The following is a 20753-nucleotide window of genomic DNA, read 5'->3' on the forward strand; positions in this document are numbered from 1 at the left end:
AAACGTAATGAAGGTTTTAATAGTTCCCTCCTACTATTAGACTGTTCACTCTTTTATAACTAACGGCAGAAAAGCAATGTCAAATATCAATCAACCCCCAGAGCCAAGCTATACAGCAGTTGCAAATGCGCAACAATCAATCGCACAATCTACAGCCTTAGCGTTAGCAGATGCTACAGATAATTTAAGAAACCTTAATACATTAAGCACCACAGCCATAGGCGTAGCATTATCACAATATATAGAAACAGGTGACGAAAAATTTAGCTCAATTATTGAAGAGGCACAGCAAGTCGTAACTAGAGGCACAGAAAACTTTAGCGCTGTAGGCGAGAAAATTGCTGTTGTATTACATGAAAAAAATGACTCAGAAAAAACTGAAAAATAAAAATTTACCAATTTCATTTACTTTTAAACATTAAAATGATCTTTCTATGCTCTATAGCATATTGGTATTAAAACAAGCATATAACGTAAACAGAGATAAACTTATCATCATTTTACCCGATTATTTACTATATTCATCGAATATTCTTTGCTTTATAAATAGTACCTTTTAGTTTTTGTTAAGAATAACCCAAAACAAACATGATAGGAAACAACATGAATGAAACTGAAAGTAAAGGCACAGAATCCGAGAGCACACCTGAAGAAATAAATCCTTTTTCAAGTCAAGCTACAGGTTTGGTGGAGACAACTTTCGCCGAAACTCTAGGCCTGGCTATGCACAACGCAGTGACAAATCAACAAAACTCTCAAATGACAGCTTCGGCTTCTATAACAAATGCTTGTGCTCGTTTATTGCAATCGCCTACTCCTAAAAAACCAAAGCCAAAATCAAAGGCGCTTAATGATAATGAATCAAGTAAGGAAATTGATTCGGAAGATGGAAAGGATGATAAGAATGCATTATCGAAGAAACCGAAGTCTTGGTTAAACGTTAAAAATTTTATGAAGCGAAAACCAAAAGATGAAACTCCAGCACCGGATGAATCGGATGATGATCATCTAGAAAGTAAACAACAGTCCACGGCACCAAAGAATGAAGAATAATGACAGACCTACAAAAGATAATGAATGATATAGATGATCATATCAAGTCTATTTCTGATTTGAATAAAAACCAAATGAATTTAGTTGATGAATTGGTAAGTAAGAATGAAAAGGATATCGAAGCCTATCAAGCTTTTAATGACGCAGATGAGATCAATGAAAAAGTGGCAAGTATGATACAAAAAGTCACAGATGAACTTGATTCGGCAGTAAAAGATATTAAGGATAGAATAAAGGTAGGCGACATGAAATAGCAAAGAAAGAAAAATAAATTATGAGGAAAAATAATGGCAACAGTTAATGAGCAGATTACAGATTCAGTTACTCAAGTGAATACAAAAACACTAGGTGATGCACCCGCGATGGCGATGGGCAGCCTATTTACCGCCACGAGCCAAGCATTATCAAATGCTGGGTTAAACTCCACCACGTCTCAGCAACATGCGGGAATTACCATGCAGGCAGCTACTGTTCAAGGAGTCAATTCTTTAGGCGCTATAGGAAGTGCTGTATTAGGAAGGGCAGCGGAAGCTGTTGTTGAAAAAGGATAGAACTTAGTTCTAGGCCTACTTATAGGTAGGCCTTTTATGAAGCACTAGAATCGTGAAGCTAAAATATTAAATAATTTAGTAATAGTCTTTTAAAACCTCAAATATAGAATATTCTTCATCCCTTCCTATCGTCAAATATTCGGGTGTATCATGGCACAAGAAGAGACAGAAAAAATAAGTAATATAATAAACGAATTAAGCGAGGCTACTTTAGCCGATACTATCGGGTTAATGATGGAAAATGCTGTAACCATACAACAAGGGATGCAAACAGTAACTAATGCTTCAATATCTTCATCTTGTGCTTTAATACTGGCGCAAGGTGGTGGCTAATATGTATCTCATAACAATCATAGTTTTTCCTAAATAAACCATGTCAGATAACTCAGCAAAACTCAAAGCTCAACAAGCAGTTGCACAAACAACGGCAATCGCTGTGCAAGATGCGGCTGATAATTTACGAAATATTAGCACAGTTACCAGTACAGCAATTGGTGTCGCTTTAGCTCAACTACTCGCTACAGGAGATGAAAAATACATTAAAGTGATAGATGAGGCAGAAAAAGCTTTGGCGAGTGCTGTTGAAAATTTTGCCACCGTAGGTGAAAAGGCGGCAAAAATATTAGAAGGATTTTCTTAACAAACATAATAATTCTAGAAAGAAAAATTTACACATCATATGCAACCACACATAAACGCTCTCCCCCATTTCTCTTGATTTGACTTAGACGTGCGATACTGGTGCTGCCATTCAAACTTGTGTCAAGAACATACGAGCACCTCTTATTATTATCTAGAGGTTTCAGTAGATTAATATCTTTGTTTTCAAAATTTCCATTAAATACAAATATAGTATTAATAGACAAAGATGGATTTTCTTTCTTTAGATGTTCAACTCTTATCATATCATTTTCAAATATTGCAAGCTGTCTATTACTCTTTAATGAAATTGAGTCACTACATCTAACCTCAAAATGTTGAGTCTTTCCATCACACTCAAAACTGAAGTCACTTCTAGACGCACGCCTTTTTTCCATTACTTTAGTTACACCAGTTTTAGCATGGTAGTGCAAAAAACGGGCACTGCTATTTTCATCATTATCAACTCCAGATGCACAATAATAGTCTTCGACACTAATTTTATCACTTAATTTTTCACAAGAAAAAAGTAGCGCCATTTCAGTTGTAAACCATTGTTTCCAGGACTTACTAAGATAATCATTTTTAAAAACATCATAAGCTTTAGAGAAGTTATAGTTCTTTTGAATTATTGAAAGTAATAATTGTGAGTTCATAGTTATTTTTCATCTTGTTTTTAATAGTAATTTATTTATTAATAATATTTATTTAGATTATTTTAAGTGCGGTATCCGTTAAGCGAGACATCGCTGAATTTACCGCCTTTTGTACAGTAGATCGACCTATAATTTCCAATGTTATAATTTCGGCCTCGATAATATCCCTCTCCCTTTCCAATTCGAATGCAACATCATCTTTACTTATATCGCCATTTTTATATGCTACAATCAAATCACCAAATAGTTGATTGCGACTAATCAAAGCAGTGGAAAACTCATTTTTTATGGCGTCCTCATAAGAACTCAAAGAATCCAAAGCATCATCTGACATTTTCTTTATAATATCTGAAACATTCATATTTATAACCTTACTGTTAATTTCTAACTTAATTTTTTGAGGGTTTAGATGATTCTCCGCGAATCATTGCTCTAAATAGCCTTTTATAATTGTCACGGCCACGCTTTATAAAAAAATCACCTAATTCAACTTTATTTTTATGTCTTTCTATATCTGAATTCCAGGAGTTAATTACTATATCTACTTGTTTTAATGTTAATTCATTAAACGGTCTACTTTCCTGCCTAGACTTCAGCCTATTTAAGCCTGCAGCCACATTAATGTAGTAGTCTTTAAAATTTATAAATGTTCGTTCACTTCTATCGACGTGACTCATATGGATGTACATACGATCAATATTTTCTGCTATTTGCTCCATTTGAAAAAGTGACTCTTCATCATAGTCTGAAATAACATTCAACAAACAACCATATTGGAGAGCTAAAGCTAAATACACACTACACTTGAAGTACTTATAAAATAAAAACATAGATCCCTCATTCAAGATTTTACGATTTTGACATTATGGTTTTATATTCAATAAAAACTACGCACAATCCACTAAAAATTGAACAAATTATTTATAAAAAATAATTAATAGTAAATTTAAACGAATTTACGGTTGTTTATTTTTAGTTTTGGAACTGTCAAATTGACATTATTCGATAACATACTGTGACGGGGATAGAATAAATGAGCATTAAACTAACGAATGATGATTTGAAAAATATAATGCCAAAATCTTCATTAGATAATATCGAGTTTTACCTACCATCTCTAAATAGGAAAACATCAGAATTTGGCATATTAAGCCCACTTCAATTAGCACATTTTATCGCTCAAATAGCGCATGAAAGCGGTAGTTTTAATTATAAAGTTGAAAACTTGAATTATAGCACCGGAGCTCTAAGAGCTGTTTTTGGAAAATACTTCGAAGATGAATCTACCGCAGAAGAATATGCGCGCAAACCGGAGAAGATCGCCAACGTAGTATACGCAAATCGTATGGGCAATGGTGATACAGCGTCTGGAGACGGATGGCGTTATCGAGGGCGGGGTTTAATTCAGTTAACAGGGCGAGATAACTATGCTTCTTGCAGTAAAGCAATAGGTGTTGACGTAGAAAAAAACCCAGATTTATTAGCTGGCGATGCAGACGTAATTGTAGCTGCAGCTTGCTGGTTTTGGCAATCGAGAGGGCTCAACCAACTAGCGGAGCAAGATGATATTAAGCAGATAACTAAGAAAATAAATGGTGGTTATAATGGTTTAGATGATCGCAAAGAATATTTGGTAAGAGCAAAGAAAACTTTTCATATAAAATAGAAAGAGGATAAAATCTTGAAAAACAAAAAAGAGTTCTATGATTTACTGGAATCATTCAATAGCTCGGATGACATTTTTAAAATATTTCAGAGTATAGAAAACAATATCAATCACTACGCAAAGAAAATATATTCAGATAGAATAAAATCTAAAAAAACTGGTGTTCCTTTATTAGATTGGTGGATTGCATGTAGCACTCTACTTATTAATAAACAGTTAATCATAAGTGATGTTAACTTTGATGATAAATCTGATAAAGGTAAAGAATTTATAGAGATATATAACCGTGGCCCCCTCATTGTCGATATCTCTCAATTCTCTATTAATGCTGGCGACCAGGGACAGGATTTTACATTCCCCGACCACCTCATTATGTATCCGGGACAAAGGATTAAGGTTCACACATATGTCGGCGAGGGTTTCAATTTCAACAGCAAGCGGCCTATATGGAATAATAAAGGAGACGTAGCTTTCCTTTATGATAATCAAGGTGATCTTATTTCATCCTGGGCATATGGTATGGCAGCACAAAATCATATCAAAATTAAATATATAAATTATGACGGCGAAGAGAAATATACAGAAGGTGATGAGTATGTCGAGATAGAAAATAACAGTACTCATCAAATAGATATATCGGGATGGCAATTGCAGTCAAATAAAAATCAAGTTTTCACTTTTCCTAATAACACAAGTATTTCACCATCTGCTGTTATACGTATTTATACGAATTTTGTGGATACCATCACTGGTGGTTTTTCTTTTAATAGTGCAACCGCCATATGGAATAACAAGGGTGACAAAGGGACACTTATAGATGCTCAAGGCAAAACCGTAGACGAATACTTATATTAGAGGCTATTCAGGCTTATGTTGAAAGATAAAGATGCGGAAAATGGCAATATATCCTTAGATATTATAAAAATTGTTGATGATAGCCAACGATTGATTTCATACATAGCCAAAAATGGTGATATTGAGCTTGATCCTGATGTCACAAATATTATTGTACAAGCCAAATACAAAATATCAGAAAACCAATGGGGCTCCGAAGATGAAGTAATTTTTTTATCTAACTATGACAAACTTGCAAAGATAATATACCCGGTTACAGTCGAAAGCTTAAATGCAATCATTCCTACTTATGAAGGAAAAAGAAGGAAAAAAACTAATGCTGAAAAGGCTGTATCCTGGTATAGGAGAAATACAATATTCGCTTTAATATTTCTTTTGACTATACAAGCATACTGGCTTTTCGGTCACCAGATAAGAGCAAATTTAATAGAAAATATATCTGAGAGGAAAATTATAAGTGAAGAAATAGAAGATTTATCTCCAGGTGACAAAAAACTAAAAAGACTAAAAAGTGATCTCAACTTACAAAACCAAGAGTTTGATGCTAATAATAGTTTACTGAATAGGTGGAATAAAGTGTGGTCGTTCGGTGCTGAATTCAAAGGTACGATGCCAAAATATTTTCAAACAGTCTATGAAGGTAAGAAATCTGAGATAGAAAGCTATGCAGATGCTAATAACCAAGCATTAGTTGAATTAGAACAGTCTCATATTTTACATACAGAAAGGATTAAGTTATTTGAAAACATTCTCTCATCAGGTTTTGTTTTAGATACATTTCAAGGATATTTTTTACCACTACTTTATGGTTTACTAGGAGCATTTATTTTTATTTTGCGAACACTCATGATGGAAATAAAATCTATGACATACACAATGAATTCAGAAATAAAATTTCGCCTTCGTTTAACACTGGGAGCTCTGGGTGGAATGATTATAGGATGGTTTCTAAAGCCCGATAACACAGATGCTCTTGCATCTTTGTCTCCTATGGCTCTTGCCTTCTTAATGGGCTATAACGTAGATGTATTATTTTCAATAATGGATCGAATTGTTGATAACATAAGTCAGAGTATTAACAAAAATGAAAGTAATCTACATCAAAGCAAGTAAAAATGTTGCTAATCTATGATGCGAATCAATGTAATAACCTTTTATTTCAATTGTATGAATTTGGGCATTTAATATAATTAGGATTTGATAGATATCATACATGATATCTATTTTTTAAGTTGTCATTTAAAATTTGTGTCTATATGTGTAACTACAAAGCTTCTCAGCAGCATTGTAGTTTCACCGCTTGTAGGACACATCATTAGTCATTTGATATTGGCAAACCAATCTATCAGTAGCTCTATAAAGATAACGAGATAAATTACTAAATTAAAGTCATTACCAAAATATTAATTCGTACAATGCAAAAAAATTAACTCAATATAACTCAAATGATATATTTCGCGACAACTTCTTAAAATCGAAATGAATTGTCTGTTTTATTTTCTTTAATATGTTAGCCATGTTAGTTAAATTAATCTTATAAAAAACCTATATACACTTTTTATTACCCATCACCTGTTAATTATTATTTTAAGGTGAACAAAAATCAATCTAAAAAATAACACGTTAATCAAATTATTAATTTACAAACATTAACAATGTGTCGTCTAAAATTCTTTTTGCTGTAATAGCTGCTCTATTTAGTGTCGGCTTTCTTAGCACTCTTATACATTTACTGGCGCCAAAACAACATATTGGCGCAACAATCTTTTTTGGTGATATAAAACTGTATTGCTAGTTCATCCAGAATCTATACAATAATGCCGAAACGGGAAAAGCATTTATTATTTAATATATTAAGAAGCCTCTCACCTCAAATAATAACCCGGCCAAAATTAAATTTATTTCCAGACTCTAGAATGATGCATCGATGTAATTGAATATATTTTATAAATAATTTTTCAACGCAGCATTGACCTACCTACAAGGTGGCATGATTCGGTGCGGTCACCATTGTCTGATTTACTTATTCATTACTTATTATTGTTATTACTCGGGAGAAATGCAGTTGAAAAATCAGCAACTACACCAACCATTTTGTAAAACTCTGCTCGCTATAGCAGTGGCATCATTTATGCCAAATGCCTTCGCTCAAGATGTTGATTTTACACTTGAACAAATCGAGATTACCGGTACTCGTATTCTAGGCACAGATAATGATGTATCAGTTCAACCTGTAACTGTTCTTGATGGTGATTATTTGCGCGCTTCTGGTCGTCTAACTGCCGGAGATATACTTAACGAGTTACCTATGTTTGGTGATGGCCAACCAGGTGGTTCCAGTATTAATTCATTAAATGGTGGTTTCAGCGCTGATGCTCGAACGATCAACTTACGTAACTTGGGTGATAATCGTAGCTTGGTTTTAGTTAATGGTAGACGCCATGTTGGTGGAGATGTAGGCACATCTTCGGTTGATTTAAATAGTATACCTGTAGGCCTTATAGAGCGTGTAGAAATATTAACCGGTGGTGCCTCAGCAGTATATGGTGCTGACGCAGTAACGGGTGTAGTTAACGTTATTTTAAAAACAGATTTTGTAGGTAATGAATTCACCATTCGCGGCGGCGCCTCAGGCGAGGACGATGCCGAAGAAACAGCACTAAGTTTTACCCATGGTGGGGAATTTAAGTCTGGCGGTTATCAATTTTCATTGGAGTATTCAGATCAACAACCAGTGTTCGGTCGTGATAGAGACTTCGCCCAATTCGATGGTAGCGCAGCCACAGGCTTAAGCGCCGCCGCCAATGGTTCTGGTGTGACCCCCCAAGGTTCTTACATAAGTGCAGATTTGGGTAACGGTCGCTTTGATACCGATGGCAGCTATGTTCCAGGTTTAGCTTTGGAGAGATTTCAACGCGCGCCTACTCGCTCTTTGCTTAATGAAACAGAAAGATTTTTGATTTCTGGTCGAGTGGATTTCCAAGTGAGCGATAGTTCCGAGTTTTTTATTGAAGGAACTTATAATAATACTGAAACTGAAATTCAGTTCGATCCTCAATTGGCTATTTTTAGCGACGCAGGCTTTGCTTCTTCAGGCACCGCCGGCTTCCGCTTTCCCACTGCACCAACAGTAAACGTAGATGGCGTAAATACAACCAATAATTTGGGTGGAAATTTACGTGTATCTAACAGAAGGCTCGATGAGTACGGCCCACGTCGCGCTCAAGTTGAGCGTGAATTGACCCGTTTCGTATTTGGTCTTGAGGGCAACATTGGTAATGCAAATTATGAACTGTTTTATCAGTACGGGCAGGTTGATGCTACTCAAACAGACTTCGATACAATTGATAAGCAACGATTTATTACTGCAATAAATCCGCAAGAATGTGCTGCGACATCAGGCTGTGTATTTGCTGATATATATGGCCGCGGTACAATTGACCGAGCATCATTAGCCTATGTGGCGGATGATTTGGAAAGTGATAGTGAGAGTACTCAACATGTATTCGGTGGCTACGTTACAGGAGACGCATTTAAAATTGGCGGACGCAATGCTGCTTATGTTATCGGCTTTGAGTATAGAGACGAGTCTGCCACTATAGAACCAAATAGTGGTTTGCTTGCAGTGACTGACCCTGAAACAGGCTCTGGTAATCTCGTTGGTTTAAAGGGTACACGTACCTTCTTCGGTACCACCGATAGCAGCTACGATGTTTCTGAAGTTTTCGGTGAACTTAAATTACCACTAACAGCATTATTTGATGTTGGTGTATCAGCAAGGTTCTCAGATTATAGCTCTGTAGGTTCAGAGTTTACTGCAGGCCTCACAGCTGACTTAGCAGTAAATGAATATTTACGTTTCCGCAGCAGTGTTGGTTCGGCAACTCGTGCGCCAAATATTTTAGAGCTAGCCTCACCTGATGCTAGTATTACATCTGGTATCGCAGATCCATGTGACACGCTTGCCGATGACGGCTCGGCACTGACACCTTCAGCTAACTGTAGTCAATTGGTTGCCGCAAATTATAATCCTAGTGACTTGGATCAACAGATTCGAAGTGTTACTGGTGGTAATGAGAACCTGGATTCTGAAACAGCTATAACAGCTACCTTAGGTGCCGTACTTACTTTCAATTCAACCGTTATCTCTTTAGATTATTATCAAATATCTATGGAAGATGTATTGGCTGATGCATTTAGCCCTCAGGCAACTCTAAATCGTTGTGTTGACACATTAGATCCATTTTTCTGTAACAACATTACGCGAGATTCAACTTCAGGCTTCATTACTTCAATACGTAGTGAGCAAACTAACCTAGCAGAAGAAGATGTATCTGGTATAGAACTGTCGTTCAATCACGCATGGATACTGGGCGAAGGTGAATTAGAATGGTCAGGTGTTTACACTCACTTACTTGAGCATACAAGAAAAGTAAATGACTTAGCACAAGAGCAAGATCTTGCTGGCCGTGTAGACAATATTGAAAATAGAATCAACACTACTCTCCAGCTTACTCAGTCAAACTGGTATATCGGAATGACAGTGCGTCATTTAGATGATGCTGTACAAAGTATTGATGCTGATCCAACTATTGCACTGGGTAATGATATCGATGCCGTTACCTATCTCGATCTTTTTGCTGGCTACCAAGCGACACCTAAATTACTCATTAGTGCTGGCGTAGAAAACGTCACCGATGAGGAATCACCTATCGTAACACAGCTATACGAGAATAATGGTAGTGCCGATACAACTGCCCCTGGTATTTACGACGTGCGTGGTCTTTTTGGATATGTACAAGCATCTTATAAGTTCTAGAACATTATAAGGCTTCATTACAATGCCAAGGATGGCAGATCGAGGGAACTGTAGACCATACACTTGTCTATATTTATTAGCAGGTTTAGTATAAAGGGTATGAAGGGCTTGTCCCTAATTACTGATGCCTCATATAGCGCCCAATATATTGTACCTATTATATTGAAGCTATTTTGTTTGCACCGGGAGTGTATCTATTAATCCGGCGAGTATTCGTTCCACATTAATGGATAGATTTTAGTTAAGAGTATGTCTGTCTACCATTTAATATGAGGCATTTTAGCTTAACATGATAAAAAAAATTGAAACATTTTGTTTTTGTTTGTTTATTTTCATTGCCGCTGTTCCCACTTATGCCAATGAAGAAGCAACTGAAGCGTTAAACCCTCTGTTTGAGGTGATGGCAAAACGACTTTCAATAATGAAAGACGTGGCGTTATATAAATGGCACAATCACTTACAAGTAGAAGACCTATATCGTGAAGAGCGCATATTAGAAAGAACTACAGAAAAGGCCATATCACTAGGTTTGCAGCCAGCTTCCTCTCGCAACTTTTTCCAAATGCAAATGGATGCAGCTAAGGCTATTCAAATAGCATGGCATGAAAAATGGCGTAAGATGGATAATATCCAATTACCTGAAGGGCCCAATCTTAAAACTGAAATACGCCCTAGCCTCAATAGTTTAGGTGAAGAGATTATGCATTTGTTAGCTGCCGATTCAATTTGGCTAGCACAGTTGTCAAGCAAACAACTTTGTGATGCACTTATCCCCAAACTTGACGTGGAATTACTACCATTAGATGCAAAAATAAAAGTGTGCAAAAGTCTAAGTGAAATAAGACCTGTAGTGTCACCTTATTTATCATTTACAAATAGCAGCCAAGCTTTAAGTGGCTCCGCACAGCTAGAAGATCGATAATCTATCATTTAAAGCTACGCGAAAAAAAATACAAACTAAGGCGAAAAATAGTTCGCCTTAGTATCTCCTTCAACTATCTTACCCTTCCATTCGTTTGTATCTGCAAATTATCTAATAATATGAGGTCTTGCTCTTCAGGTAGAATAATGTCTGGTAAGAAAATAAAGAATTCGTCACCAATTTCTGTATATGTTTTTAACGTAACCTCACCTACAAAACCTGGAGGAAGCTCCCTCTGGTAGTGAACCGATTCACCCTCAACCTGCCCCATGATGGTTTCGGTATGATTATGAGTCCCTGACCAGCTCAGAAATAATACAGATGATCGAGGATCGTCATCACGTATATTATTCCGAAATTGAACCATATCAAACGATAATATAGGCTTTTTCATCTTCCTCGCATCAACACAGAAAGCCAGAGAAGCTGAATACTCATCGCCAGGAGCCGCTATATACCGATAAGCATTATCGATATCTGTACATGGTATAGCAACGCCGTCAAAAAAATCACCGTATTGCTCGGCATTACCTATCGCTAAATAATATGTTTCATTATTTAATTTAACTGTTTCACCATTACTTGAGTTAGTTAGTGTGCGCAAGAATTTATCTGTTTCCGGTTCATTATCAAAAGTGTTGATATAATTTTCTATTATTGTATAGCGCCTTTCAAAATCTATTTCTACACTATTATTAGTTGTATCACTATCCCGATTATAGTTTGCTAGGAAATGTAAGGTGCCGCTATCTACATTCTTCATATTTACCGGTAGTGTTTCAATAATCGAACCAAAGGCCTGAACTTTATGAGGTACTCTATATTTTTTCTGGTAAACAATGTTCCCTTGATTATCCGCTAATTGCAGATTAAGTTTGGTTCCTTTTCTAATTGTCGCACATGAATTGTTTCTGATTTCAAAAGCCAAACTGTAGCGATCGGAACCGCACATTCCCGCAGTGTTGATCCTTGGCACGAAAGGCCCTAACTGTGAAGTGAGAGATAAATCCGGCGAGGTAGATTTAAACGTATAATCATTCTGGTAAGTGTGATTAGAATCATCGATATCTTCTGGAAAGTTCAGAGTTGCTTCAACTTCTTCCTTTCCAAGAGAAGCTGAAATTAACCATTCATTTATTGTATAAGTAACAGACTTTCCTGCAGGAATAGTATCTGTAATTAGCACTTCTCTATTATCGATAGGAAGTGAACTATTGAGCACAAAACTGGCGTTCATATCTGGTGTGTAAGCTTTTGTACCAAAATTTGTAACCCGTATATCTATAGGGTGGAATGTATCTATTCCGCACACAAAATTCTCTGATAATCTAACCCCATTTTGAATAGATAGATCAACACCTTCTACATCTTGAGCTGTAGGTAAACCAACTGCTCGCCATGCCTCTTTTACAGCAAAGACCTCTGTCGAACCTAAACCAAATAATTCCTCAGCAGCTAAAACAGTACTTTTATAAAAGTCAGAGTATGTGCCTCGTGTCAAATATTCCCTGTTGGCAAGAAAGATAACTTGAGCAGCCTTCTCTATTCCTATTCGTGGTACAGAATAATCAACCCCGATTTCATTAACGCCTATTCGCCCATCAGATACTAGCGTAAACCAGAATGACGCAACTCCGCCTCGATGGTGAACTGAACCCGAATCATTCCAGTATTTGCCTTCAAAGTAAGACGGCATGCCTACCCTATTCGGATCATCCATTATACGTGCAGGGGGCAATGATGGGTTAGAACTATTTGCTACCTCCCATGAAAAATTGCCCTTATCCATCTTATATTCAATATATTGTCCCATCATGTCAGCAATACTCTCATTGATAGCCCCAACGCCTAGACCAGAGGTATGTTCTACAATGCCGTGCATAAATTCGTGGGCTATAATATCTGCAGTTACAGAGGGACCATAAGAACAATCGCCATCTCCAACCACAATACCAGTGGCATTCCAAGAACCGGTAACACCATTGCCGCTACCAACATCTACACGTAATAAGCCACCTTCATTATCGATTCCATCCCAGTTAAAATCCTTTAACATAATGTCATAGAATGACTGTGTCACATAATGAGCATCTAATGCTTTCCTATCAATAGTTTCTACATTCCAAAAACGGCTATTGTTAGACAGAACCTTGCCATCAGGTCTTGAGCTTACAATTGTTCGAATACCTTTACCTCTGGTTGTATCACGAAGAATAAATTTATTAGGCCTCGATTTCTCTGTTACTATGTTTTGAATACCATGAAAAAGTGTATTTGCCTGACTTTTTACCGGGCGGCTTTTTTTATTCAGGTGTTTTACCTTATTGACGTACTTCTTTAATTTTTCATATTTTTTAATTTCATTTTTTTCAGCAAAAGCCGAATTAAAAGAAATATTACAAGTCAAAAAAAGAAAAGTGACTTTTGATAAAAAGCCAAATTTACATTTATTAATCATAAAAAATTCCACTAAAATATAGGAAGAAACTTATCTTTACTAATACATTTATTTTTAAATAAAAACTATTTTTTATCTTTATAAAATAAAAAATAGCCAAACTAACGATCCCTCTCTTAAAAACACTATGTGTAACTACACACAACAACAGCGAGATAAATGGAATGAATAGCAATAGCCAAAGAAGCTTCTAATGACTACATAACTAGCTTTCGAAAATCTTATACGGTGTATAATCGTGGTAACCAATGTTTTTAAGAGAAGGTAGAATAAATTAATTCAGTGATAACAAACTCTATAGCAGTTAGAAATTTTTCCATAAACAAGACTATTAATTAAATTTAGTTTATTAAAAATAAAATTTCAATAGCAGCAGGCCTATTTGAGACATTAATCTCAAACAATAAAAGCTGAGCTAATATTCTTTATCGTAAATACAAACACTAGACAAAAAATCACTTTAATCCATAGCTTTAATTTTCTTCGAAAAAATAACAGCCATTTCTATTAGCGATGAAAGACCATAAAATTTAGAGTATATAGATATCTTTATAGTTAAATAATTATTTTTTTATAATTTCGTTTATTTTAAAAAACACCTCTTTTTAAAATTTAACTTAACGATATCATGCTGTAAATAAGAGCAACAACATACTGATTTATTTCATTCATACAATAATTTATTCTTTAAAAAAATTAATATTTTTCTATATAAAAAACTTAATTATTACTTACTTAAATAAGTAGAAAAACACTACTAACTTACCCACAACAGTCGCGAAAAACAACATTTTATCACAAAACCTATTCCGAATATTATTTATAAAAAACACCAAGAATATCTTATTAAGTAAAAATATTATTTCCCCAGAAAACCTCGTGATATATTAAAAATTGCCGAACGCCCTGGATGATATATCGTATCTTTTTAAAAATTAAAAACTGGATAAAAATGTTATATTTGAAAATTGCGTTTAATTTAATCCGAAGATAGACTGGCATCGTAATACGTAGTTCTACGTCGAGTTAAATTACGAAATAACAGTGTTTATTTATGTTTTTTTGATTCGAGCATAATAATAATGCTGTTAATTATCTCTTAAGAGCGTCTCTATATATTAATACCTTGTCGGCTTTCTGAATGCTGACGAATAAAAGATTACTTAGTTTAATAAGCTATAAAAACATAGATTCGTCTTTGAAAGTCCATAACAAGAGATTGTTTGTAAAGGCTCTCTAAACACAACTTCAATAGGTGAGACCCACTATGAAAACGATATACTCAATTGCGTCGAGTTCGATCCTCGCGCTTATGCTTATGTCAATAAATCAAGTCAATGCAACAGAAACACACACACACACACAAAAATCATCTGCGGCAACATCCGCGGCATTAAAAGTTGTGAGAGATAAAGAGACGGGGCAGTTAAGAGCGCCAACAGCAGAAGAAGCAGCGGCAATGAATCGACAAGAATTTAGCTCTCAACAGCTTAACATGCAAAACAATAGTGCATTATCTGAAGTTGCCGGACAAATGCAGCATCACGCTAATGGCGTGAGTTCAATGGTTCTTGATCCATCAAAATTTCAATCTATCTATGGCAAAAAAAATAAAAAGGGTTCGCTAGTAATACAACATGGTGATCATAAGATTGAAAACAATAATTCTGCATTACCGGAGCGATAAAAATAATGAAGACAAAAAAATTATTTCTAGCCACTACTTGCGCAGCAATGTTAACGGGCTTTTCTTCACTTTCTTTCGCTGGTGCTAACATTGTTATTAACAATGTTGACTTACCTGGTGTGGGTTTTAATGATCCAACTCCGGCCACTCCTGTGGGGGGAAATATAGGTATTACCGTTGGCGAGCAGCGTTTAATTGCTTACCAATTTGCTTTAGATTTATGGGGAGCACGGCTTAATAGTGAACCGACTATTGTTGTTCAAGGCTCATTTGCAGGACTTAATTGCGATGCTACTGGCGGTACTCTAGCTCAAGCAGGCGCGCTACAAATTTTTGCTGACTTTGCCAATGCACCGCTACCTGGAACTTTGTATGGTGCAGCTCTTGCAAATTCAATCGCAGGAGAAGATATCTTTGCCGAAATGATGGGAATTCCCCCCGGCGAGCCAGATCCCGGTCCACTGCAACCTCCTTTTAATGACGAGATAGTGGCAAACTTTAATGGCAATATCGGCCAGGAAGGATGTTTAGAGGATTCGTTTTGGTACTATGGCTTAGACAACACCCCCCCTGAAAATGGTATCGATTTTCTCAATACTTTTATGCACGAAGTTGGTCACGGTTTAGGTTTTCAGAACTTCGCAAATGTCACCACAGGGGCATTAGCTGGCGGCATGCAAGATGTTTATACCACACTAAGTTTTGATAATTCCATCGGTCTAACTCATGCAGAAATGACAGACGAGCAGCGCGTTCAATCATTTGTAAATACCGGAAATGTTGTATGGATAGGCGAAAATGTCAGTGCTCAAGCACCTAATATATTAGACGATAGGCAATTCTTAGAAATCACCCAACCAGAAACCCTTGCTGGTGAAGTAGACTTTGGCTTCGCTAATTTTGGTCCGTCACCAAGCCCTGAAAATTTGGACGGCCAAGTCGCTATTGCTATTGACGAAGGCGGCGCATCGATAACCGACGGCTGTGAACCATTAGTTAACGGTACCGATGTGGAAGGAAAAATAGCACTAATTGATCGTGGCTCCTGTAGCTTTGCTGATAAAGCACAAAACGCTCAGGATGCAGGAGCTGTAGGAGTGCTCATTGCTAACAATGCTGGCGGAGCTATTGCCTTAGGTGGAACTAATGCCAACATCGTAATACCCGCCGTAGGCATTAGCCAAGAAGATGGCGCACTTATACGTGAAGAAGCAGACAACGGTGTATTTATTCGTGTAGCCATTGATCCTACCCGTTTAGCAGGCGCAGACGATTTAAATAGAGTACGCCTTAATGCACCGAATCCTGTGCAACCAGGCTCATCGATATCTCATTATGATACTGCCGCTATACCTAACTTGTTAATGGAGCCTGCTATTACAGATACTCTGCAAGCTGCAACAGATGTCGATCTTACTGATGACTTATTTGCAGATATCGGCTGGTCAGTGAATTTCGACGCAGACATTCCGGCTACTAGCTCCGATTGTAATGTCGGATATCCACGACGCCGAGTCGCAATTATGGGCTGCCCTACTTTTGTGAAAAACAGAAAGGTTGCCAACGTTTGTCGTCTCTCCGATGTGGTTAATAAACAAATAGGAATCTGTTTAGACAGCTCTGAGGACTTACGATCAGGTATTAAATGTTCAAAGCAGGCACTTTCTGATATTCGTGACTTAGGTCTCATTTCAGACAGAGAAAGATATGGCTTAAAAGGCTGTGCCGTAGTCTCAAATGTTCGCCATTTTTTGAAGAAAAAATGGTAACAAAAAAAGTAAGACGATAAAAACCGGATGGGCCTCCTTGTGAGGCCCTAATTTTATTTTATATTTTAGGTGGCCCTAAAGGGCAATCAATATAGTATACCCAACCGCCGTTATCTAATTGCTTCGCAACTTCGGTAGAACTACCTTCTGCAATGACTGAACCGTCGGGGCCTTCAAAACGCCATTCGGCCTGTAGTAATGCAGTATCTCCTACAATAACTTCGCTAGTTACATTAGAAATAAGTGTAGGGCGCATTTTAATAAACTCGGCAAATGCATCACGCGCCCCCTGCTTGCCAACTTTTGGTGGTTCATTAGGTGGAAAAAACATCCTGCATTCTGGGTGGAACATTGAAATCACTCCTTCTAAATCCCCTGCTAGGAGAAACTCCGATACTCGATCAGCTATTTCACGAGGTTTTTTTGCCATAGTTTTTTGTATATCTGTCATGTTAATTACTTCCAAATTTTTATTTAAAAATTAAAAGAGTCTGCGCTGCGCACCGATTCGGGCAACCAAGTTTCTTGAATATGCAACCATTTAAATGGCTTTGCTTTTGTTATTAAGGCGCTAGTAATACGTGCATTAGAAGATTTTTCAGAAGCTTTGGCACCAACCTGCCATTCGGTATATGTCACTAGTATATGATCAGTCATTGTTTGACATATCTTTACGTCGCGTATCTGAATACGGAATTCTTTATTTATTCCATAAGCCTGCTGAAAATTAGTAGCAAGATCAGAAACAGAAAAGACACTACCTTCCGGTGCAATAAAAGTAAGGTTTTTATCTAACTTCGACAAAAATTTACTATCAAGTTCGTCTTGCCTTACTGTTCCATTAAACCAACTAACAAAAAAATCATGAAGATTTATAATTTCATTTCGAACATCATCTAAGAGTGTGTTCATAATATTTTCTCTTCTCTTTGGTCATTCCAAATCAGTCATTGTTATCTATATCGAGCAGTAACTTCCACGATCCATCGGGATGTTTCCTGTAAACTAGAGCTAAACGACCGGAACCGCCACCTTTTTCGCCTGTAGTTTTATTTGTGAAGTCAACACCGTAGTGACCTACGATCATGGCGAGATCACCATAGACTTTAATATGCTGGGTCTCAAAAGTTGACTTAAAAACACCAGCCTCAATACGTGGGGCATATTTATCTCTCACGGCCTGTACGCCCACAGTTGTCGGTTGATGTTCATTACAAATAATTACTTCAGGGTCACAAGTGGCCAACATTTTCTCTATCTCGCCATTATCTAAACCTGTTAGCCAATCATTTAACGCATTCTTTACTTCATCAATATCACTCATCGTAAAACTCCACAATTTGTATGTTTGAGAGACAACCTTGTATATACAAAGATTTGCCTATGACGTGTTGCAATGAAGAGAAATATAGGCCATTCTATAGTTAGATTAAATAGCATAATTTAAAACATATTGATCGGAATATAGAACAATGCAGCGTAATAATTTTAATGACATGGCAATATTCGTAGAGGTAGCACGCACCAATGGCTTTCGTGCAGCAGCGGATAAACTAAAGTTAGGAGCTGGCTCTGTAAGCGAAGCGGTACAGCGTTTTGAAGATCGTATAGGCGTGCGCCTGATCGATAGAACGACGCGAAAGATAGCCCTTACATCGGCGGGGGAGCGCCTTTACCAGCGTAGTTTGCCGGCAATTAAAGATCTCGAAAGCGCTATTTTAGAATTGAGTGATGACCTTGATGCGGTCTCAGGAACCCTCAGACTAAGTGCACCTTATGCTAGTGGTACCTTTTTCCTCAACGACCTTCTCAGCCAATATAGTACTAAGTATCCATCAGTCAATATTGAGATTATATATGATGACGAGAAAGTCGACTTGGTAAGCGCCAAAGTCGATGCCACTATCCGAGCGCAAACTCTCCTGGAGAAAGACACTCACGCCATCTCTATAGGCCCAAGCTTAGATCTAAGTGTTGTTGCTTCGCCCTCTTACATAAAAGATAAAGGTACACCGAAAACACCTCATGATATTTTGCAACACGACGGAATTTGTTTTGCTTTTGGTAATACTGCTCGATTAGCGCCTTGGACTTTTGTCGGCGTAGAGGGCGAATATACTGCAATGCCAAAGCCACGATTAATGGTTAATGATATGACTTCAATGTTGCATTTTGCTGAGGCGGGTTTAGGGCTTGCTTACCTTTATACAAAAACGGCCGAACCATCTATTGTTCAGGGTAAGCTGGTGGAAGTATTAGTGGGGCAAGTACCATCACTACCTAGATATTCAATTAATTATTTAAGCAAGCGCAATATGCCAGCAAGATTAAGAGCTTTTATTGAATTGGCAAAGGTGATGAATGGTTAGGTTGCTTAATAAATTAAGCGAGGCGTTATCAAGATAAATAGTTATAAAGGTTTTAACAGTTAGATATTTGCTAGTTATATGGCTGTAGAGGTATTGTCTTCTGCTAATTTAAAACGATCCAGTAGTTTATCTCGCCAATAAGAGGCGTACTCAAAGTTAGGGTTTAATGCCAAAGCTTGCTCAAATTTCTCATAGGCGAGCTGATAGTTATCCGAGTAATAGTAACACAAGCCCTGGTTATAGCTAATATGATCAGCGTTTCCATAATATTCAATAGATAAATCATAATATGCTAAAGCTTCCTCGTATTCACCAAGTTCCTGATAAAATAATACGATGCCAACAAAAGTATCTATAGTTCCAGGCATATGATAAAAATTCTCAGTAATTTTCGGTATTCCTTCGTGGATGGCGTGTATGGTATTTAAGGAGCAGCTAGGCAGTTTTTCTAAGAGTACCTCAATATATTTATTAAAAATATGAGAGTCCCAATCAGTCAAATTCATCAGTGCTAAAAACGTATCAGGCGTACAAACTTCGATAGAATCACGGATATAGGCATACAATTTGAAAAGGGTTGCAGGACTGTAACGGTGTAAATAATTATCAATGGCATGCCGTGTTTCGACAAAATCAGAAAACTCTAACCCCGATAACATGACAACACTGGAAAGACCTGTTTGTGCCTTTTGAATAATATAATCGCCATCAGACATAGCCGAATAATGTGTCAAAGCATGAAAGTTCACCTGCATAGAAAAACAGTTACCATGTAAGCTAAAGCTAGGAGCACGACTATAAGCAATTTCGTGTATCTCGCAATTACCTTTGTCCGCCGCAATAGTGAAGTAACGACCATTACTTATGGTCTTTAGATTCTCCAGACAATGCAACCCCCCAATGGGGAAAATAAAGTGCTCATCTTTTAATTGTGTAGAGTAACTGCTAAGTAAATCATTAAACTCTTTATTATCATAATAGTGATTGGTAATTTTTTTATAGCTAAAGTCTACCTTTATTTTATCTAGCTGGTGGACTTTAACACCCTCAGAGCTATCTACTTTAATATTATCCTCCGAGGTTGAAAGTTGGGTTAGTGCAGCGTAAATCTCACCATGTTCGACTTTAAAAATATCATGCCGAAGACTATCAAATAGATAGTTAGCAGTCGCCATAATGGGATTACAGCATTTAGAATCGCCAAGCTTGTGGCCGGATAGTTCTAGTGTTATTTGTTTATCATTTTCAACATCAAAGCAAGAAAAGTCTACGAATCTACCTTTAATATATCGCACCAAAGCGCTGTGCC

22 protein-coding genes are annotated in these 20753 nt (G+C 36.9%); 14 read left to right on the forward strand and 8 right to left on the reverse strand.

Annotated features, from left to right (window positions below):
* The first annotated feature begins 76 nt into the window (after positions 1 to 76).
* From BVC89_RS24900 to BVC89_RS24925, 6 genes are all read left to right on the forward strand, one after another.
* Complete coding sequence (locus tag BVC89_RS24900; RefSeq protein WP_086933806.1) at positions 77 to 388, forward strand: hypothetical protein; 312 nt, start codon at positions 77 to 79, stop codon at positions 386 to 388.
* A 215-nt stretch (positions 389 to 603) separates the two neighbouring features.
* On the forward strand, positions 604 to 1053 hold the full coding sequence (locus tag BVC89_RS24905) for a RebB family R body protein (RefSeq protein ID WP_216825044.1): 450 nt from the start codon (positions 604 to 606) through the stop codon (positions 1051 to 1053).
* Positions 1053 to 1307 carry a hypothetical protein gene (locus tag BVC89_RS24910; protein ID WP_086933808.1) on the forward strand — a complete coding sequence of 85 codons (255 nt, stop codon included), beginning with the start codon at positions 1053 to 1055 and terminating at the stop codon, positions 1305 to 1307. The genes BVC89_RS24905 and BVC89_RS24910 overlap by 1 nt, the downstream gene beginning before the upstream one ends.
* A gap of 33 nt (positions 1308 to 1340) precedes the next feature.
* Positions 1341 to 1604 (forward strand): RebB family R body protein, encoded by a 264-nt coding sequence (locus BVC89_RS24915; RefSeq protein ID WP_086933809.1) that lies wholly within the window; start codon positions 1341 to 1343, stop codon positions 1602 to 1604.
* A 150-nt stretch (positions 1605 to 1754) separates the two neighbouring features.
* The gene (locus tag BVC89_RS24920) at positions 1755 to 1937 is read left to right on the forward strand and encodes a RebB family R body protein (RefSeq protein WP_086933810.1); all 183 of its coding nucleotides are present in this window, start codon (positions 1755 to 1757) and stop codon (positions 1935 to 1937) included.
* A gap of 40 nt (positions 1938 to 1977) precedes the next feature.
* Entirely contained in the window at positions 1978 to 2244 is a 267-nt protein-coding gene (locus BVC89_RS24925; RefSeq protein WP_086933811.1) for a hypothetical protein, read from the forward strand.
* A gap of 28 nt (positions 2245 to 2272) precedes the next feature.
* On the opposite strand, the gene BVC89_RS24930 is transcribed toward BVC89_RS24925, so the two are convergent.
* From BVC89_RS24930 to BVC89_RS24940, 3 genes are read right to left on the reverse strand one after another with little or no spacing between them, the layout of a single operon-like run.
* Complete coding sequence (locus tag BVC89_RS24930; RefSeq protein ID WP_086933812.1) at positions 2273 to 2899, reverse strand: hypothetical protein; 627 nt, start codon at positions 2897 to 2899, stop codon at positions 2273 to 2275.
* A gap of 52 nt (positions 2900 to 2951) precedes the next feature.
* Positions 2952 to 3260: a hypothetical protein gene (locus BVC89_RS24935; RefSeq protein WP_086933813.1), complete on the reverse strand. Its 309-nt coding sequence runs from the start codon at positions 3258 to 3260 to the stop codon at positions 2952 to 2954.
* A 28-nt stretch (positions 3261 to 3288) separates the two neighbouring features.
* Positions 3289 to 3729 carry a hypothetical protein gene (locus tag BVC89_RS24940; protein WP_086933814.1) on the reverse strand — a complete coding sequence of 147 codons (441 nt, stop codon included), beginning with the start codon at positions 3727 to 3729 and terminating at the stop codon, positions 3289 to 3291.
* 203 nt (positions 3730 to 3932) lie between these two features.
* On the opposite strand from BVC89_RS24940, the gene BVC89_RS24945 reads away from it, so the two are divergent.
* From BVC89_RS24945 to aroQ, 5 genes are all read left to right on the forward strand, one after another.
* On the forward strand, positions 3933 to 4565 hold the full coding sequence (locus BVC89_RS24945; RefSeq protein WP_086933815.1) for a glycoside hydrolase family 19 protein: 633 nt from the start codon (positions 3933 to 3935) through the stop codon (positions 4563 to 4565).
* Between the two features lie 15 nt (positions 4566 to 4580).
* Positions 4581 to 5420 (forward strand): lamin tail domain-containing protein, encoded by an 840-nt coding sequence (locus BVC89_RS24950; protein ID WP_086933816.1) that lies wholly within the window; start codon positions 4581 to 4583, stop codon positions 5418 to 5420.
* A 15-nt stretch (positions 5421 to 5435) separates the two neighbouring features.
* Entirely contained in the window at positions 5436 to 6533 is a 1098-nt protein-coding gene (locus tag BVC89_RS24955; RefSeq protein WP_086933817.1) for a hypothetical protein, read from the forward strand.
* Positions 6534 to 7479: 946 nt separating this feature from the next.
* Entirely contained in the window at positions 7480 to 10239 is a 2760-nt protein-coding gene (locus tag BVC89_RS24960; RefSeq protein ID WP_158658111.1) for a TonB-dependent receptor domain-containing protein, read from the forward strand.
* 289 nt (positions 10240 to 10528) lie between these two features.
* Positions 10529 to 11161, forward strand: a complete 633-nt coding sequence (gene aroQ, locus BVC89_RS24965; RefSeq protein WP_086933819.1) for a gamma subclass chorismate mutase AroQ — start codon at positions 10529 to 10531, stop codon at positions 11159 to 11161.
* Positions 11162 to 11234: 73 nt separating this feature from the next.
* Here the strand turns inward: aroQ and BVC89_RS24970 are convergent, their stop codons facing one another.
* Entirely contained in the window at positions 11235 to 13619 is a 2385-nt protein-coding gene (locus BVC89_RS24970) for a M4 family metallopeptidase (protein WP_086933820.1), read from the reverse strand.
* Positions 13620 to 14886: 1267 nt separating this feature from the next.
* Between BVC89_RS24970 and BVC89_RS24975 the strand changes: the two genes are divergently transcribed.
* Positions 14887 to 15306 carry a post-PEP-CTERM-1 domain-containing protein gene (locus tag BVC89_RS24975; protein WP_086933821.1) on the forward strand — a complete coding sequence of 140 codons (420 nt, stop codon included), beginning with the start codon at positions 14887 to 14889 and terminating at the stop codon, positions 15304 to 15306.
* A gap of 5 nt (positions 15307 to 15311) precedes the next feature.
* The gene (locus BVC89_RS24980; RefSeq protein ID WP_086933822.1) at positions 15312 to 17075 is read left to right on the forward strand and encodes a PA domain-containing protein; all 1764 of its coding nucleotides are present in this window, start codon (positions 15312 to 15314) and stop codon (positions 17073 to 17075) included.
* Positions 17076 to 17133: 58 nt separating this feature from the next.
* On the opposite strand, the gene BVC89_RS24985 is transcribed toward BVC89_RS24980, so the two are convergent.
* The 3 genes from BVC89_RS24985 to BVC89_RS24995 are packed head-to-tail and all read right to left on the reverse strand — an operon-like array spanning position 17134 to position 18399.
* Entirely contained in the window at positions 17134 to 17526 is a 393-nt protein-coding gene (locus BVC89_RS24985) for a YybH family protein (RefSeq protein WP_086933823.1), read from the reverse strand.
* Positions 17527 to 17549: 23 nt separating this feature from the next.
* Complete coding sequence (locus tag BVC89_RS24990) at positions 17550 to 17987, reverse strand: hypothetical protein (protein ID WP_086933824.1); 438 nt, start codon at positions 17985 to 17987, stop codon at positions 17550 to 17552.
* 31 nt (positions 17988 to 18018) lie between these two features.
* The gene (locus BVC89_RS24995; protein ID WP_086933825.1) at positions 18019 to 18399 is read right to left on the reverse strand and encodes a YybH family protein; all 381 of its coding nucleotides are present in this window, start codon (positions 18397 to 18399) and stop codon (positions 18019 to 18021) included.
* 148 nt (positions 18400 to 18547) lie between these two features.
* Here BVC89_RS24995 and BVC89_RS25000 point away from each other — a divergent pair, with 148 nt between their 5' ends.
* Positions 18548 to 19444: a LysR family transcriptional regulator gene (locus BVC89_RS25000; protein WP_086933826.1), complete on the forward strand. Its 897-nt coding sequence runs from the start codon at positions 18548 to 18550 to the stop codon at positions 19442 to 19444.
* A gap of 74 nt (positions 19445 to 19518) precedes the next feature.
* On the opposite strand, the gene BVC89_RS25005 is transcribed toward BVC89_RS25000, so the two are convergent.
* Entirely contained in the window at positions 19519 to 20739 is a 1221-nt protein-coding gene (locus BVC89_RS25005) for a tetratricopeptide repeat protein (protein ID WP_158658112.1), read from the reverse strand.
* Between the last annotated feature and the right edge of the window lie 14 nt (positions 20740 to 20753).

The sequence above is a fragment of the Agarilytica rhodophyticola genome (assembly GCF_002157225.2).
GTDB classification, from domain to species: Bacteria; Pseudomonadota; Gammaproteobacteria; order Pseudomonadales; family Cellvibrionaceae; genus Agarilytica; species Agarilytica rhodophyticola.

What these genes read in the sequence shown, in the direction of transcription:
- BVC89_RS24900 (WP_086933806.1), top strand. Translation starts at nt 77, where the DNA reads ATGTCAAATATCAATCAACCCCCAGAGCCAAGCTATACAGCAGTTGCA.
- BVC89_RS24905 (WP_216825044.1), top strand. Translation starts at nt 604, where the DNA reads ATGAATGAAACTGAAAGTAAAGGCACAGAATCCGAGAGCACACCTGAA.
- BVC89_RS24910 (WP_086933808.1), top strand. Translation starts at nt 1,053, where the DNA reads ATGACAGACCTACAAAAGATAATGAATGATATAGATGATCATATCAAG.
- BVC89_RS24915 (WP_086933809.1), top strand. Translation starts at nt 1,341, where the DNA reads ATGGCAACAGTTAATGAGCAGATTACAGATTCAGTTACTCAAGTGAAT.
- BVC89_RS24920 (WP_086933810.1), top strand. Translation starts at nt 1,755, where the DNA reads ATGGCACAAGAAGAGACAGAAAAAATAAGTAATATAATAAACGAATTA.
- BVC89_RS24925 (WP_086933811.1), top strand. Translation starts at nt 1,978, where the DNA reads ATGTCAGATAACTCAGCAAAACTCAAAGCTCAACAAGCAGTTGCACAA.
- BVC89_RS24930 (WP_086933812.1), bottom strand. Translation starts at nt 2,899, where the DNA reads ATGAACTCACAATTATTACTTTCAATAATTCAAAAGAACTATAACTTC.
- BVC89_RS24935 (WP_086933813.1), bottom strand. Translation starts at nt 3,260, where the DNA reads ATGAATGTTTCAGATATTATAAAGAAAATGTCAGATGATGCTTTGGAT.
- BVC89_RS24940 (WP_086933814.1), bottom strand. Translation starts at nt 3,729, where the DNA reads ATGTTTTTATTTTATAAGTACTTCAAGTGTAGTGTGTATTTAGCTTTA.
- BVC89_RS24945 (WP_086933815.1), top strand. Translation starts at nt 3,933, where the DNA reads ATGAGCATTAAACTAACGAATGATGATTTGAAAAATATAATGCCAAAA.
- BVC89_RS24955 (WP_086933817.1), top strand. Translation starts at nt 5,436, where the DNA reads ATGTTGAAAGATAAAGATGCGGAAAATGGCAATATATCCTTAGATATT.
- BVC89_RS24960 (WP_158658111.1), top strand. Translation starts at nt 7,480, where the DNA reads ATGCAGTTGAAAAATCAGCAACTACACCAACCATTTTGTAAAACTCTG.
- aroQ (WP_086933819.1), top strand. Translation starts at nt 10,529, where the DNA reads ATGATAAAAAAAATTGAAACATTTTGTTTTTGTTTGTTTATTTTCATT.
- BVC89_RS24970 (WP_086933820.1), bottom strand. Translation starts at nt 13,619, where the DNA reads ATGATTAATAAATGTAAATTTGGCTTTTTATCAAAAGTCACTTTTCTT.
- BVC89_RS24975 (WP_086933821.1), top strand. Translation starts at nt 14,887, where the DNA reads ATGAAAACGATATACTCAATTGCGTCGAGTTCGATCCTCGCGCTTATG.
- BVC89_RS24980 (WP_086933822.1), top strand. Translation starts at nt 15,312, where the DNA reads ATGAAGACAAAAAAATTATTTCTAGCCACTACTTGCGCAGCAATGTTA.
- BVC89_RS24985 (WP_086933823.1), bottom strand. Translation starts at nt 17,526, where the DNA reads ATGACAGATATACAAAAAACTATGGCAAAAAAACCTCGTGAAATAGCT.
- BVC89_RS24990 (WP_086933824.1), bottom strand. Translation starts at nt 17,987, where the DNA reads ATGAACACACTCTTAGATGATGTTCGAAATGAAATTATAAATCTTCAT.
- BVC89_RS24995 (WP_086933825.1), bottom strand. Translation starts at nt 18,399, where the DNA reads ATGAGTGATATTGATGAAGTAAAGAATGCGTTAAATGATTGGCTAACA.
- BVC89_RS25000 (WP_086933826.1), top strand. Translation starts at nt 18,548, where the DNA reads ATGCAGCGTAATAATTTTAATGACATGGCAATATTCGTAGAGGTAGCA.